A 16393-nucleotide genomic window follows, 5' to 3' on the forward strand; every position below is an offset into this window, starting at 1 on the left:
TCATTTGAGCGGGCAAAGTGATGATGACTTAGACAATCTCATCATGCCAGAAATGGCAGCCCGCTCCTCATTTTTTGCCGCTCGCGCAAAAGAATTCTGCATGGAGCGGGCCTTTTGAAAGAGGCTCGAATGAAATGTATTTTCGATCTTGCCATTCCATTCTTCGCCCCCCTTGATGAAATCGGTGTCGAGATAGGCTTCCACCCCTGCTTTTGTAAGCTCACGGTAAAGGCTGAGTGCAATCTCATAGTCCGACCTCTCATAACTGATGAAGACTGGTATTCGACGAGGCATTCCTGGAGCAGCAAGCCCCTTGAATCTCCCTGCTTTGTCATACCGCTCCCAAAGCTCAGACAAAAATTCTCCCACGTTCATGTCTAATACTTCGAGCCGAGTTCCTCGCTTGTAGAAGAGAACGGTCTGATCTCTCTCATGGGGATCGATCCCCTCGAAAGACTCAAGGGCGAAAGAACCTACAGAGAACTGCAACTTCCTGATCAGCAACTTGAGCAGAACCCTGATATACCAGTGTTTGATCCCGAATCCGACGAACAGGAATGTCTTGTTCCTCAAAATGCTGTAAAGGCTGGCAGGCAAGTCGGGACGGCCTGAGATCACGCTAATCATGAAATCGAGCAGGTCATTCTCAGTCAGAACGAGAGAACTCGGCTCGTCATGTGACCCGAACAGGTAGTAAATGACGGGCGATTCGACATCGATATCCTCGGGCAATTCGCCGTTATCGCGTGGTTCCCCCCTAAAATGATAGATATATCGGCGCGGTTTTTTCCCCTCGTTTTTCAGCGCGGTAGCGAAAAGATCGTCGTAGCAAGTGGTCAGAACAACACTGAAAGGAAACTTGGCGAGCTCCGTATGCAAGGTCCCGCAATGGTGACGCACGTCACCGAAAAACCTCGATGCGATGTTGCCGATATTGACGGAATCTGGCCACTCCGAATACTGTTGAGCTATAGCAAACATCGCTGTTTCCGCTACAGCTTGCTCGCCTTCCTCCAGCTGCGCGGTCAGATAACGGCCGAAGACGTCTCGAAGACTCGCCTCCTCGCCCCCTTGATCAACTGGATTGGCTGCCATGACGGGGATGTCTGGCCCTAGAACGAGTCCACATTGGCCCGACTGCAAACTTTGCAGCAAACTACGCCACTTTATCTCTTTCATGGAATTTCTCGCCTCCAATCGAAACCATTGTCATAGAATAGCACACGCTTTCTAAGCATGTATGGCCATCACTGATGCCCTGCCCTCGATGTTCAAGACATACGCTGCATCAAGATCGTTGTCGCGTACGTTGAACGGAGTTTTACTGGATCAGGAGCGAAGACGATGTGCTTTGTAGTGAGAGGTTACCGGGAGACAACGGAGGATGTGCTGACGCTGAGAGTGCACCAGAGGACCCGCCGGTGCACACACTGCTGCCGGGTTGGGGCGTGGGGTTGTAACCTCAGGTCAGTTCTCGCGGCATTGCATGGGTGAGCGAACGAGGCAGCACTCCGTCGTCACGCATCAGCGAAGTGCGCTGCCGTCGCTCTGTAAGGCTCACTCTCCTGCTTCTTGCTCTTGAAGCCCTTCGCGATCGTCATAAGTCCGGCGAACCAGAACCCTGTGCAACAGGGCTCGTGGCAAGCAGTCGCCAAACTTGATTTCGGCCCGGCGCTGATCGAGTTCACTTTCGCTCAACTCCAGACCACGGCTGAGTTGGCCGCGAATTGCCTCGGTCGGGTCGCGTCGGGTGTCGACACCCAGCTCGTCCGGGCGTGAACTCCCCGCGAATTCGCAGATCTGGTAAGCGAGCCAGCGGTTGAAACGCGTCCCGCCCCAGGTCCAGATGCGGAAGCGACCCTTGTCGTCGCGCACGACGATGGGCCCCTGCCCGGCGCTGGGAAGGCTCTCGCTCAAGGCTTCAAGTCGGGCAGTCGCCCGTTTCGACAAGCTGACGCCCGACAGCGCGCCACGCTGCAGGACGGCCCTGATCGCGCGGCAGACCTCGGCGCCGAGCACGCGACCGGTTCCTGTCCAGCGTGCCGAACCCTCTCCGCTGCCGGGCTCCAAGGTGACCACACGACGTCCCCAGTCGATGTCGATCACCTTCCAGCTTCGCCCCGCGAGCAGGATGTTCATCGGCGCATCGTCACCGGCAAGGGCCGTCGGATCGACGTACCCCACGTCCGCGCCGGCAAAGCGGGCCGTCAGCAGCGGCGAGCCCGAGAAGGTCGCCAGCAGTTCCCGATAATGCCCACGCCCCCAGGCACGCTCGGTGGCGGGCCCGACCTGCAGCAGATCCTGCTCAGGCGCCGACAGGTAATCCCTTGCCTGCAGCGTGTCCAGGAGTGTCCCGATGTCCCCCTGAGCGCACTCGGGGAAGGACTTCTGCAGGCGCTGCAGCAAAGCATGTCGTGGTACCAGGCCAAGTTCCAGCACCATGACCAGCGCCTGCTGCGCGACGACAGCCCAGGGCTCGATCGGCGGCAGCGCCGCCTCGACCCAGGCTTCCCGCCACTTCTCAAGGAGGCCCAGGCTCAGCAGAAACCCCTGATCGCCGGTGGCGAGGAACAGGCAGTTTCGCCTCGCCCCGCTGCGGCGGCCGGTCCGCCCCATCCGCTGCAAAAACGAGGACACCGTCGAGGGTGCGTCGATCTGGACGACGTGATCGAGGTCGCCCACGTCGATGCCGAGTTCGAGCGTGGACGTTGCGACGATCACGCAGTCCTTCTCTTCGGCAAAGGCCGTCTCCGCCTGTCTGCGCTCGGCAGCGCTCAAGGAGGCATGGCTGACGAAGGTGCGCACCCCGTGGCCGCGCAGAAGGTTGCCGAGCTGTTCCGTGCAACTGCGCGAGTCGCAGAAAACGAGGCGTTTCTTCCCGCGGTGCAGGCGCGAGATCACGATTGCTGCATTCTCGAGCGAAGCGACGTAGTCCAAAGTCACGTCGGCATCGGTACTGACCCGCGCGCTGCCGATCACCCGACGTTCGCCCTCGGGGGCAAGCCAGGCAAGCAAGTCTTCAGGGTTGCTGACCGTCGCCGACAGCCCGATGCGCTGCGGGGGCTGCGCCGTGTAATCCGCCAGCCGGGCAAGAATCGAACGCAGATGCCAGCCCCGGTCATCGACGGCGAAGGCGTGGAGTTCATCGACGATGACGGCGCGCAAGCCGCCGAACCAGGCCTGGCGCTCGACCCGGGTCGAAATCAGCATGCCCTCGATCGACTCGGGCGTGGTCAGGATGATGTCGGGGGGATCCTTCAGCGCACGCTGCTTGCGCGACTGGGACACGTCTCCATGCCAGAGCTCGACTCGCCGGCCGACGAGGCCGGCGTAGTGTTCAAGACGCTGCGCCAGGTTGTTGAGCAGCGCCTTGATCGGACAGACGTAGAGCACGCTCACGCCGCGCCAGTTCTCGTGCAGCATGCGCGACAGCACCGGGATGATCGCCGCCTCGGTCTTGCCACCGGCAGTCGGCGCCAGCAGCAGGCAGTGCACACCCTGGTGGATCGGGGTGATGGCCTCGATCTGCGTCGGCCGCAGCGCCGACCAGCCGAGAGAATTGACGATGTGGTACTGGAGCGCCGGGTGCAGCGCAGCGAAAGGATCCTCACTCACCTCGGCGAACTCCGACCGGCCGCACGCTCACGGCGCGTCACAAGACGATGTCGTCCACGGAGTCGGCATTCGCCGCCGCACGTTCGGCGGCGGACATCTCGGTCTCCGACAGCGTCAGGCGGTAGTGTCGTCGTGGATCGAAATCGGCGTGCAGGTCCACCCTATCGAGCACGTCGGCAACCAGCTTCTTCAGGAACAGGCGCGGCGCGACCCCGACCTTGCCGCCGAGCCCGCCCGCCACTGCGCGGGCAAGCGTTTCGACATAGGCATCATCGACCACGCGGGCGATGCGACCGTCGTCACGGGCTCCTGCGGCGTAGATGTCGCGGATCCGCGTCCCGACGGCGAGCAGCGCCTCGTGGTCGAAAGCCGACAGGCGGATCTGCGCCGCACGCGGATTATCGAAACGGGACTCGGTCGCGAAATCCACATGCAGGCGCTGTGCGAGCGGCACCAGGCGCTGGATGCCCTGCGGGCCGTCAAAAAACGCGGGAGTGCCGGTGATCAACAGATAGAGCCCCGGATAACGGCCGGCATCGATTTCGTCGATCCACTGCCGCAGCGCGTTCAGCCCGCGCTCCCGGGTGTCGGCGCGCATGCGCTGCAGCGTCTCGACCTCGTCGAGCACCAACACCAAACCGGCGTAGCCGCTGTCGCGCAGGATCACGAGCAGGCCGGCCAGGAAGTTCGCCGCAGCGAAATGATCCAGATCGCCCTTGATCCCTGCCGCCCGCTTCACCCCGGCAGCGACGTTGGGCTGTCCTGCCAACCAACTGATCAGTCCGTCAGCCAGGCTGGCATCGCCGCGCGCTACCGCCTGCCGGTAGGTGCGCAGCACCGCGGAAAACGCCGGCGCCGCTTTGCTGACGGTCGCCAGCCGGGCCTCCATCAGGGACTCGGTCTTCGCCAGCAGCGCCGCCTCGTCGCCGGCATCGACGCTGCCCTCCGCCAGCACATCCTGCTCCAGCGCAAAGAACCAGCCGTCGATCACGCTGCGGAAAGCGCCGGACGCCGAATCGGCGGTACCGAGGCGCTCGACCAGACGCCGATAGACGGTTTCCAGCTTGTGCAGCGGCGTCTCCGTCTCGTTGATCTGGACTTCGCTCGCGGCAAAGCCGCGGCTGCGCGCGCGCTCCTGGAACCAGCGCCCGAAGAAGGTCTTGCCGCTGCCGTATTCGCCACGCACCGCCTTGAAGGCGCTTCGCCCCGCGGCCACGCGCTCGAGTTCCTCGTCGAGGACCGGCGCAAAACGGTCCACCCGGACGGCAAAGGTTTCGAGTCCCGCTCCGGGCACCGTACCCCGGCGCAGAGCGCCGATGATGTCCTCGCGTCTGGCTGCGCTGATCATGCTCCCTCCCCGCTCGTCACCGCCTGCCGGCTCAAACCGAACTGCCGCAACAGCAGCGACAGGTTGAGTTCGACCATGCCGGCCGACTCATCCAGCTCGATCACCGGTGCCTGGTCTACGTTCAGCACGCGCCTCGCCGCCGCCAACATGCCCGCGAGTCTGAGCTCGGGGACCGCCAGGCGCTGCGCCACCGCCGTCTTCGACAACTTGCCACCGCGCTCGTCGAGGGCGCACAACAAGGCGCGCATCTGCTGATCGGGCAGCGCGACGCGGGCGGCCAGCCGGCGCTGGGCGGCGTAGGTGTCGCTCGCCAGCAGGCCGTCAACCCAGTGCCTCGGCTGTGGCTCGACCGGCAACGCGACCGCAACGTCGAGATCGAACAGCGCCCCCTGGCCGACGGGCGCCGCGGGTTTGCGTGCGCCGGCACGTGCCGGTCTGGCACCGGTGCTCGCGGCAGCCGGCCTGTCGGGAGCGCCAGCCTTCCCCGTGGCGAAGGGCACACCCAGGTCCCACCACTCGGGTTGCGCCGGGATCGCCGGTTGCCATCCGGGCAGGCTCATTCCCAGCGGCACCAGCACGCTCATCGGCACCACCAGTTCGGGCAGCGATGCGCCGCCGTGGTAACCGTTCTTGCGACCGGTGTAGCGCGTGTCCTCGCCCCACAGGCAGACCACGCTGCGCTGACCGTCGGCAGTCAGTACGCGCCGACCGCGCAGCACGATCTCGTCATCGTTGCTAACCTTGCTCCCGTCGCGACAGCGATCACGCTCGCCGCCCGAACACTGGCGCGTGCCGTCATCGAGCAGATGGCCGTGGTCGGCGGTGACGATCACGACCCGACGCGCGTCGCGTGCTTCGCGCAACAGCGGCAAGAGCAGCCGCAAGCCCTCCAGCCGCCAGGCCTGGTGCAACTGATCGGGACCGGCCAGATGGTCATCGACAGCGTTGTACACCACGCCCACCACCTTCTGCCGCGCGTCGTTGATTGCGGAACGCACCTGCGCCGACAGGCTGCCGTCCTCCGCCAGTTCGCCCTTGTGGAACAAGCGCGGCGGCAGCGATGCGCTGCTTTGCGCGAGCAATGCCGGATGCGCTGCAAACGCGCTCTTCTCCTGCGCACTCCCGCCTGTCGTCACGACACCGGACAGCAGGCTTGCCCGGCTGACCTCGGTCACGGTCGGAAAAGCCGCGACACCGCACAAGGTGCGGCCGAGGTCGGCGCGCACCCACTCCGCCCAGCTCAGCGGCGCCAGATCGGCAAAGAGTTCCCTGAAGATGCTGACGCTCAGTCCATCCATCACCAGCAGCAGGACGGGATGCGCTCCCGCCAGCGGCGCGACGAGCTGCGTCAGTGCGGACTCGACCGGCACAGTGCGCGGTGAAGGCCGCCACTCGTCACCTCCGCCACGCGTGAGCAGCCCGGCAAAGACCTTGGCCAGTGCCGCCCGCCGGGCCGCCACCGCCGCGCGCAGTGCGGCGTAGGCTGCGGACACCGGCGCCAGGTCGTCGCCACCCAACAGGCGGAAACGCGCCCAATCGACGAACGCGCCCTCGTCGGCCTGCCATTCGACGGCCGCGGCAACCGAGTCGAAGCCGCGCGTCGGCTCGACCAGCCAGCGCACCAGCCGGCACGCCATGTCCACCTGATCGAGGCGCTGGACCAGACGCTCGGCGAGCACATGCCGACGCAAGTCGGCAGACAATTGCAGGACCTCGCGCGCAGCGTCCTTCGCCGCCTCCGGAACGGAAGTTTGAGTCACCATCCCGGCAAAGCGGCGCACAGCATCGCCGAAGCGCAGCATGCGCTGATCGAGTCCCGAGAACAGCGTATCGCTCAACCAAGCGAACGCGCCGGCACGCAACTCGCCGAGCAGGGTATCGGCACGGTCCAGCGCGCCCTGCCAGGCTGCTGCCCCGTCGTGGCCGACGAGCGCGGTCGCCGCAGCCGACCAGGCCCGCCCCTCGACCACACCGATGTGAAGGTCATTGACGTAGCGCTCGAGGCGCACCGCGGCGTGACCCAACTCCGCCAGGCCGGCACCGTCCGCCGCGAACACCACCGAACACACGAGGCCAAGCGGCAAGGCATCGTCCAGCCGGCCGCTCTTGCGCGTGGCGAGGATCAGCTTGCCGACCAGTCCCGCACAATCCTGCAACCACGCGCACACATCGCTCTGCGCAGCCGCCGGCAAGGCATCCAGCCGGGCGGCGGCATCCGCGCGCTGGGTCCAGGCGAGCAAGGCCTGCGCATCGGGCCGCTCGCTCTCCAGCCCGAGACTGCGCTGCAGGACGACCCGCCATGCGCTTTCGAGGTCGAGGAAGCCGGTCGCCACCGGAGCGAAAGCCCCCGCAGCCGCCGCATCGATCAGCAACTGAGGCAGCCAGCCGTAGCGCGCAAGCCGCGCATCGACTTCCCTCGCGTCGAACATCTCGCGCACGATCTCCCAGCCTTCCGGCTGCCAGACCCTCGACTTGAACAAGCGCGCAGCGATGTCATCGGGCAATTCGTGGGTCGCGAACGGCGTCAACAGCACGAGCCCCGCCTCGCCTCCCTGCTCTCGCGGCTCGTCCAGATTTGCGGGCGGCGCTTCGAGCGCCAGCAGCGCCTCGCGCAGGCCAAGCAGCGAGTCGCACCAGCGCAGGTCGAACGGCTTGCCGCGCGCATTGACCCGCGCTGGCCAGTCCTGCCGCGTCTGGGAGCGCACCGCCACGGCGCGTACCGCGGCGTTCCTGGCGACGATGGTGTCGAGTTGGGCGACGACCTGCGCCGTCGAAATCCCCGTTGCCAGCGCCATGATCATTCGCCCCGACGTTGCAGACGCCAGGTGACGGTCAGTTCCAGCGCCTGGTCGCTGGCCAGCTTCTCCTTCAAAGCGTCGAGCACCTGGGCGGCCTCCTGCGCGGAAAGGTCGGTTTTATGGACTTCTTCGACCACGATGCTGCGCGGCCGCGGCGGCGGAACTTCCGGCGGAACTTCCGGTGGGACTGGCGCCGGCTTCTCCACTTTGGTCAGCAGGCGCAGCGCATCCCGCTCCATTTCCTCGAAGCGAGGCTTCAGCGGCAGCACGTGCTCATCCGCAGTCAGCGCCTCCTGCAGCCGGCCGAGGATGGCCTGTGCCCCAGGCTGGCGCTGGTCGACCAGATCGCCCAGCGCGTCGAACAACTGCCAGTTCGCCCGATCGAGCAGTGCCAGGGTCGCTTCGAGCTGTCCCAGCGTCCGGCCGACAGCGCTTTCGGAAGTCTCGAGCACCATCGACGCCAGCACACGCACCAGCTCGCGATCGTCCGCCTGCGCGAGCGCAGCCAGCAGCGCCTGCGCCGATTCCGCGCTACGCTGGCGTGGGCCCAGCATACCCGCTGCGTAACGTTCGACACGGTCGCGAACGCGGGCCACCAGGTCGCCGGCCTTCGCGCGCTTCCCCTTCGCCGCCTCGCGCACCTGGCTCACCAGTTGCGCCACGCTCGCGGCGTTGAGCGTCTGCGGCAGGGTCAGCCCGAACAACAGGCCAGCGCGCTCGACCGCGCGTTCCCAGTCGGCGGCTTCCGGCAGCGACTGCTCGCGCAGTTCCAGTTCGTCCGCAAGCTGCTCGACGCCGGGGTCCATCGGCACGCCGGCAAGCACGAAGCTGCGGTTGGTCTGCAGCGCATAAGTCAGGATGACGAGATTCTGCAGTTCGAGCGGCAGGCCCATCGGCTGCGGCAAGTCGATCCACTGCCGCAGCCTGCCCACGGTCATAGCCCCGCCGCCGTCGCGCGCGTGGCACTGCGAAAAGTGCGACTTCCAGTGGTGTTCGACGAGCAGGTGAGTCTCGCCCATCACCCCCAGTCGGCAAGGATTGACCACCGAACGCACCAGGCGGCGGGTCGAGGTGTCGGCTACCAGCCCGCGCTGTCCGGGGGCGGCGACCGCCTTCTGCACCTCGGCCCAGACCTTCTTCACCACGCTCGACTTGATCTCGGTGTCAAATTCGGGGTGTGCCGGGTACTGGTGCGCAAACAACTGACCGAGCAGGTCCTCGAAAGCCGAATGGAAGTCGGCCCCCACCGGCGGACGCGGCGCAAAGGTCGGGTCGAGCGAGCGGAACTGCTGCTCCGGCGACAGCACGAAGGTCACCGCATCGCGCGGTTCCGTACTCAGTCCATAGGCCACGTCGAGCTGGGTGCGCAGCTTGATGCGCAAGGAATCGAGCTGGTTGCGCGCCAGCGCCCGCGCCTGCGTACGCTCGACGAAGGACAGATGCCCGGCGTACTGCTCGAAGCGCTCGCCCTGCAGGATATGGTCGAGAATCACCAGCCGCCCGAGGTCGGCCATCGCCTTGTTGCTGAGGAAGGCGGGCAGCCAGACCACGGTGCGCGTGCTGCCGCCGTTGTAATCGTTCAGCCGGGCGATGTCGTCGTTCGGCGTGCGGTGGGGCTCGTCGAACGGGAAGTCCAGCACCACCGTCCACGCCCCGGTGCGCCCACGCAGCCGTTCGTCGGACATCTGGCGAACGTTCTCGTACAAAAGTTCCACCTCGCGCCGCGTCCCGCGCCAGACGAACTCGTAGCGGATGAACAAGCCGCCGTCGTCCTCGATGCCCAACTGCTCGAACAACAGGTCGCGGATCTTGCGACGGCGGTTACCGTCGTTGTCGTTCACCTCGGCGGCACGCAGGATCGGCTCGATGTCCACGCCAGTGACCTGGATCGCCACCGTCGGGTTGTTGTCGTCGGAAACCTTGATCTCGCCGATCTCGCTCGCCCAGTCGCGCAGTCGACGGACCACGTCCTGCACCTCACGCCCGGGGATGGGCGAGCGGAAGCTGCCATGGTTGAGCGCCACCAGCCGACCGGCGGTCATTCCCTTGAGCGACTCCACTTCCGGAACCAGCGCCGCCAGCAGCAGGGTCTTCAGCAGGCGCGCGTCGTTTCTCAGGTTGCGCGCCGCAGCGGCGTCGGCCTGGCCGAGCTTGATCGCCTCCCAAGTCACCCCGTGGCGCGTCTCCAGCATCGGCAGCAGACGCTGGTTGTAGAGCCGCTTCGCGTTCTCGAAGTGCAGGCGCATGCCCTCGGAGAAAGGCTCGTCGCCTTCAGCGATCGCATCCCACAGGTCACCCACCGGGATCAGTTGGCCGAGTTCGAGATCCTCGCGCCGGTCAACCAGCAACTGCAGCATCAGCTTCAGCGCGGTACGCTCGCGCTGCAGCGCCGCCGACACCGCGATCAGCGTCTGCACCAGCGCCGGGCTGAACGGATAGACCTTGCGGAACAGCTCGCGGTCAGCCTCGGTGGTGAGCAGGGTGTCGAGCACGTCGCGGCGCAGCTTCAGCACCTCCTCGAAGGCCGCCTGCAGGGTCTGCCGCGCCGCCTCGTCGCGCGGGCGCAGCACGCGCTTCTCCGCGATCGCCGGCAGGTTGCGGTCCTCCAGCGTGACGCGATGGAAGCGCGCCTCCCAGTGCTTCAGCACGTCGCTGAACTGCAACTGCACCGAGCCGGCCAGGTTCTCGCCGACCAGGTCGCGCAGGTCGCGCTGGCGGGCGACGAAGCTCACCAGCGGAATCGGCCGGTCGGCGTTGGTCGCCTCCACCAGCTTCACCAGCTTGGTACCCTCGCGGCTGACGAAGCTCACATCGGCCGCGTGGCTCGCCAGCCACAGCACCAGTTCGTCGAGGAACAGGATCACCGCGTCGTAGCCCAGGTCGCGCGCGTGCCGGCTCATGATCGCCAGCCCGTCGTCCAGCGGCACGAAGGCCTCGCCGCCGGCAGCCAGCGAGCGGTAGGCCGAGAAGAACCTACCGATCAGGTCGCCCACCAGCCGCGCCCGCTCCTCGCCCTGCGGCGGCTCCAGCATCGCCGACTCGAAGCTCGCCGCATCCCAACCGCTGTCGAGCGCCCCCCAGCCGCCTCTCGCACCACCTTGAGCGCCGGCGTTGAGCTGGCCGAAGAATTCCGCATCGCCCATCGTCTCACGCATGCGCACCGCGTCGCGGAACAGGCCTTCGGCCAGATAGAAGCCCGGCACCGGTGCATCCGGGTGCTGCTTGCGCACGAACTCGGCGTACTGCCCGAGGATCGCGCTTTCCATGTCGCGCGCGCCGATCATGTGGTAGGGAACGAGCAGGAACTTGCGCCCCTGTGTCCACGAGTGCCGGGCGACGACCGCAGCCAGTTCCGGAATCGCCCGCGCCTGCGTGTTCCCCGCCAACAGCAGGTTCAGCACCGCCATGAAGTGGCTCTTACCCGAACCGAAACTGCCGTGTAGGTAGGCCGCCTTGCTGTTGCCCGACAGCACCGCCTGCTCGATGAAGCCCATCGCATTGTTGAACGCATCGGCAAGCTGCCGCGTGACCACATAGTCGCGCAGCGTCTGCTCGGCATGGCTCACCCCTTCGGAGAGCTTCAGCACGAAGTCACCCTGATGCACGCGCTCAGGGATGGTGATCAGGTCTTTCAGCAAGGGCATTCCGTCATTCCTTCAATTTGTATCCGCTCATGCCTCGCGGCCTTCCGTGCGGCTTTCACTCCGGCTTCAAAGAGCGCGCCGGGATCACCACCCGCAGATGGTCGTCGGTCAAGTCGAACTGCGCATCCTTCCCCGTGTATTCGCGCGTCAGCGGAACGATTTTCCTGCGCACCCCCATGCCGCGCATGTCGACATACCCGTAGTCGCGCATGATCTCGACGATGATCGGGTTCCTCGGCGAGCGCTGGCCGGCGAGCATCTTTTCGATGGTCATGGAATTCTGCAGGGTGCCCGGACTGACCACCTCGAGCCGATCGAGATAGTTGACGACCTCGACCTCGAGCGATCGCGTCCAGTCCCGATGCACGAGCGCGTTCAGGATGGTTTCGCGCACGGCGTCGAGCGGATATCGGTAGATCCTCTCCCGGCGCAGCATCTCGCTGCTCGCGGCGCTCTCCTCCGAGATGAACGGACGCATGCGATCGACCAGCCGTTCGACCAGGCCCGGCTCAACGAGCTGCCGGCCCGCCCCGGCTCGCCCCTCGAACAAGGCGACCATCGGCCCATCGACCAGGGTATCGTCCTGCGCCTGGTACTCCTTGTCGTCGCCGGCAAAAGACATCCAGCGCACCCCAGCCTGGCGCAAGCTGCGGCGTGGGCTGCGCCCGAACAGCACGAGACCGGCAATCGTGCACACCGGCCTCCCGTCATCACGCGCGACGAGCAATCCCAGGCCCTGCAGGCGTCGCTCCCAGTCCTCGGTCGTGGCGGGCGCCTCGATGTCACCGGCGATATTGACCAGGTAATCCGCAAGGCGCGCCGTATCGAGATTTCCGAGGCTCGTTCCCGAAACGGGCAGCGTCTCGGCATGAAGCATGCCGCCGCTTTCAAACAGCCGTGCCTGCTGCTCGCGAGTCGCCAACCGGGACGTGCTGCCGACGCGAACGTAGATCTCTTCACGATTGTTACTTCTCAGCACGTAGGGCTTCGCCGTGCCTTGCGTGATCGAGACGACGGCGACCCGTTTGCCGCCATCGAGCACGACCTCCTCGTAAAACGGCAGGATCAGCGGGTGGATGTAGCGACCGAACACCGTATCCATGATCCAGGTTTCGAGGTCGTCCCGCCGCACGCCGCTGATGCTTCCATCATCCTCCACGCCCAGCAGGACCCTGCCACCCTGCAAGTTGGCGAGCGCGACGATCTCTTTGGCGAGTTGCTCGGGCCGGACATCGTCGCGCTTGAACTCGACGCCCGAGTTTTCGCCGTTTGCGATGATTTCCAACAGTTCGGACTTCTGCATGTTCTGCGTTCCTGGAATTTTTCCACCAGCCTCATTTCAACGGCTTGACGCCGCCTCGGCGTCCCAAACCAAACGCAAGGCGATAGACATCGGGCATCTGTATGCGGCCGCGGTCCATTCGGGTCAGCAGACCCAGCACGGCAGCGGCGTTGTGTATGGCCGGCAGCGACTCGATGAGCGCCCGCCTGAAGCGTCGTGCCCAACCAACGCTTCGAGGCGCCGCTTGATCGCGTTCGGACTCACATCGTTACCGGGCGAATTATGGAGCGGATCGCAATACTCATAGGGCTGCGGCTTCAAGGCGCACAACAGCCAAGCTTCCGACTTCGGCCGGGGCGCCATCGGCATACCGGCATCGAAGTCCACTAGCTCTGCCGAGCGGATGTCTGTCGCCACCTCCGGCTTATATGAGCGCTACCGCCGGCCGTCGGCAAGCATGACCGGTTAGAACACGCCGGCCCAGTAGCTGAAACCGACTTCGAATTGCTTCGGGTCGAGCCCCCGAAAGATGCGCAGAACGAGTCCTCAGACCTCGGGGATCAATGCTTGGTCGGGCCGAAGACCGCTTCCAGACTCTCGGCGGAAAAGACAGCATCGGCCCAAGCTTCCAACTCCAGCGCGGATGCCTTCTCCAACTTGGCAAGCACCCAGGCCGGCAGCTCGCCAAAACGCCTGACCAGCATCCGTGCCAGCATCCGGGATTCTCCAACCTGCATGCCTTGCTGCATACCTTTCTCAATCCCCAACTGCTCAATCGATGAGACGTAGCGCATTTTTTCTTGCTCCTCAAGGACTTCGATATTCTGCCACAGCTCCCGGGTCAGTTGTTCCGGCAGGCGCATCATCCAGTCCAGTACCTGGAAGAGATCGATAACCTCCTGCCTCTCCCAGCCGCGCCGGTAGAGCAACTGGACCAGTTTCCACTTGGCATTGAAGCGGGCACGCATGTCCCGCCGCGTGGCCCGGGTCAGCAAGTGGGCCAGCGTGACCAGCGCGAACGGATTGTCAGCAAGCGCCAAATCCTCTTCCTGCCCGGCATAGGCGAGCAACTTGGCGGTGGGAAATTCCAGCATGTGTCGGCAGCCCAGCACTTCGAAGCCGAAGGACTCCGGACGCCAGCTTTCCGACTCGTCCGCCAGGACGGCCATGCTCGCTACCGGCCGGCGGTAGCGGTCATACAAGCGGTAGTTGTAGACGAACATCCGCTCGGCAAATTCGGCCTGGGCGCTACCCTGCACTTCAAGGTGGAGGTAGATCCAGTCTTCCTCGCCAGAGAGGCGATGCACCCGGACCAGTTTGTCGACGAAACGCTTGCCGAGTTCGGCATCCTGGACGACCGCGCGCAGTTCCTGATCAAGAAACTCGTAGCCGAGCCGCCAGTCGATCCGGGCATGGGCTTGCGGAAAATAGAAGGCCATGAATTCGGGGAAATAACGCTCGACCGCCTCTTTCCAGGGGCTGTCGTAGTCGTCGGCAAAGTCGCTTCCCGAGTCCGGGAGCGTATCGGGAAGAGGCGTCGTATCGGTCATGGTGCGCATTCCGTGGAACGTGAGCGCCTGCGGCGCCAAAGGAAGGTCGCTGCGGGGATGCCGAATGGGTGACAGGCCATCTTACTCCTGTGCCTGCAATACCGTGGTCTTGCCCGCACCGTTCAGGCCCACCACGCAAACGACGTGCCCGCCAACGCCACGCCCATTCAAGCCACGCTCCGCCGGCGCCCGCGTCGGGCGGCCGTCACCGCCGGCTTCCACGCGCGCAGCGCCTCCAGCGTCACGCCGAGCGCCTTTGCCTCGTCGCGGACGAAGCCGTCGTAGTAGTCGCCCATGCGTTCGCCGAAGTTGGGGTCGAGCTGGTTGTGCCATTGCTTGAGCCAGGGCAGCAGTTCGAGCAGGCCGGCGAGCAGCGGCAGCAGGCGCTCGCTGGGCCAGCCTTCGCTGTCCTTCATGTCGAGGTAGTACGCGGCAAGTGCGGTGGCCTGCTGCAGGTGGTCCCAGCCGGCCCAAGCGATCGGAAGGCTGCCATCGGCGCCGCGTTCGCAGCCGGGGTAGCTCACCCAGCGCTCCTTGGGAACGTCGAGGCTGCCGCGCAGGCGCCAGCAGTCGGCCTTCTGGAAGTCCTTGCTCTGGTACTTGGGCGGCACCGGGATCCTGCCCAGAGGCGTGGCAGATGCGTCACCCGCATCCTCGCGCCGTTGCAGGTCCCAGCAGTCCTCCCACTGGGCGCGCTTGCGCAGGCCGGAGTCGGTGTAGCGCAGCACCGGCAGGAAGGGCACGGACTCGGCGACGACCAGCGCCTCGACCAAGCGGGTGACGTCGAAGTCGGCGCGGCCGGCGTAGAGTTCGGCGATCTGCATGAAGTCGGCGTCGAGCCGCGCGGCGTCGGCCAAGCGGTTGATGCTGGAAAGCTGGGCCGGCTCGCCGCGCGGCCAGTAGCGCGGCGACTCCAGGCGGGCGAGCAGCCAGTCGCGCAGCGCGGCCTGTTCCAGTTCTTCCCACGCGGGCGTGTTCCAGCGCCGCTTGTATTCCGGACGCTCGATGAGGCCGATGTTGCGCTCGGACTCGATCAGCGCGATGCGGCGCTCGACCAGCGCCCGGTAGTCCTCGGGCCAGTGGGCGGGGACCTCGGTGATCGGCGTCGAGCCGTGGCGCTCGAACCAGGTCGTGCTTTCCTTGCCGGCAGCCATGCGGCGGGCGAGCACGATCTCGAAGGCGCGCTCGCCGAGGCGCACTTCGGGCGGGTTCGCGTGTTCCAGTTCGCCCGCGCCTTCGGGCAGGAGGCCGTAGAGCCGGTAGCAGCGCCAGTCGAGTTCTTCCTGCAACGCGATCATGCGACGAAGCTGCGATTCGGACTCGGCGCGGGCGGCGTCGAGCTTGGCACGGCTAGGTAAGGGCTGGGCGTCGGCGAGCAGCGCGGCAGGCAGCCGGCGGCTGCGTTGCTGAACAAGGGCGTCGAGTGACTTGGCGAGGTCGAGCGGGCGGGCTTCGATCAGCGGGAATTCGGCAATCTTCGTCGAGTTGAAGGCGTAGAAGAATTCCCACTTGTCTCCGCGATGCCCCTCATTGATTCCGCCACCGCCCTTGTTGTGGCAAACCTGCTTCAACCAGAAGCAGGCAACCGAAGAATTCAGCAGCCCCAGCAGCCCGAGGTGCTCATCCTCGCTCGCCTTGGCTGGCAGCTTGATGACCGGGGCGGTCTGCTTGAAAACCTTGCCGCCACGGTCGAGGACGAAGTGGTTGTGGGTGGCGACTTCGACGAAGGTGATGGAAAAGGGAACCCGGAGCTTTTTCGTGGTCAGCCGTCCGTACTCCCACCATTTCAAGCCAGACTCTACCTTGGTCTGCTTGCCAAACATCTTGTTGTTCGACAAATCCGTGCGGTACGGCCACATAAACCGATACGCGCCATGACTCGACGCCAAGTCAATCGGTTCAAACTCATCGCCATACGGAAACAGCGCAGCCGCAGCAGGGGCGTGAGACCAATCCCGCACCTCATCCCCACTCACCATGCCACGCAGGATGGAGCCGCTTACCCCAAGCCTCGAAAAAGCACTCAGGGGAGCCTCTTTCAAAAGGCCCGCTCCATGCAGAATTCTTTTGCGCGAGCGGCAAAAAATGAGGAGCGGGCTGCCATTTCTGGCATGATGAGATTGTCTAAGTCATCATCACTTTGCCCGCTCAAATGA

At 65.1% G+C, this 16393-nt stretch carries 8 protein-coding genes; all 8 read right to left on the reverse strand.

Annotation, left to right across the window (positions count from 1 at the left end):
- Complete coding sequence (locus CCR84_RS06430) at positions 1-1179, reverse strand: SIR2 family protein (RefSeq protein ID WP_201210682.1); 1179 nt, start codon at positions 1177-1179, stop codon at positions 1-3.
- Positions 1180-1557: 378 nt separating this feature from the next.
- Complete coding sequence (locus CCR84_RS06435) at positions 1558-3615, reverse strand: DEAD/DEAH box helicase (RefSeq protein ID WP_201210684.1); 2058 nt, start codon at positions 3613-3615, stop codon at positions 1558-1560.
- A 37-nt stretch (positions 3616-3652) separates the two neighbouring features.
- Entirely contained in the window at positions 3653-4963 is a 1311-nt protein-coding gene (gene brxD, locus CCR84_RS06440) for a BREX system ATP-binding protein BrxD (RefSeq protein ID WP_201210686.1), read from the reverse strand.
- A complete protein-coding gene (gene pglZ, locus CCR84_RS06445) occupies positions 4960-7758 on the reverse strand; it encodes a BREX-2 system phosphatase PglZ (protein WP_242508584.1) in 2799 nt (932 codons plus the stop codon). Before pglZ ends, brxD begins: the two co-directional genes overlap by 4 nt.
- A 2-nt stretch (positions 7759-7760) precedes the next feature.
- Complete coding sequence (locus CCR84_RS06450) at positions 7761-11405, reverse strand: BREX-2 system ATPase PglY family protein (RefSeq protein WP_201210690.1); 3645 nt, start codon at positions 11403-11405, stop codon at positions 7761-7763.
- Positions 11406-11460: 55 nt separating this feature from the next.
- Complete coding sequence (locus CCR84_RS06455; RefSeq protein WP_201210692.1) at positions 11461-12708, reverse strand: RNA-binding domain-containing protein; 1248 nt, start codon at positions 12706-12708, stop codon at positions 11461-11463.
- Between the two features lie 539 nt (positions 12709-13247).
- Positions 13248-14237 carry a DUF4351 domain-containing protein gene (locus CCR84_RS06460; RefSeq protein WP_201210694.1) on the reverse strand — a complete coding sequence of 330 codons (990 nt, stop codon included), beginning with the start codon at positions 14235-14237 and terminating at the stop codon, positions 13248-13250.
- Positions 14238-14404: 167 nt separating this feature from the next.
- Entirely contained in the window at positions 14405-16279 is a 1875-nt protein-coding gene (pglX, locus tag CCR84_RS06465; protein WP_274610787.1) for a BREX-2 system adenine-specific DNA-methyltransferase PglX, read from the reverse strand.
- Between the last annotated feature and the right edge of the window lie 114 nt (positions 16280-16393).

It is taken from the genome of Rhodocyclus purpureus (genome assembly GCF_016653115.1).
Lineage (GTDB): Bacteria > Pseudomonadota > Gammaproteobacteria > Burkholderiales > Rhodocyclaceae > Rhodocyclus > Rhodocyclus purpureus.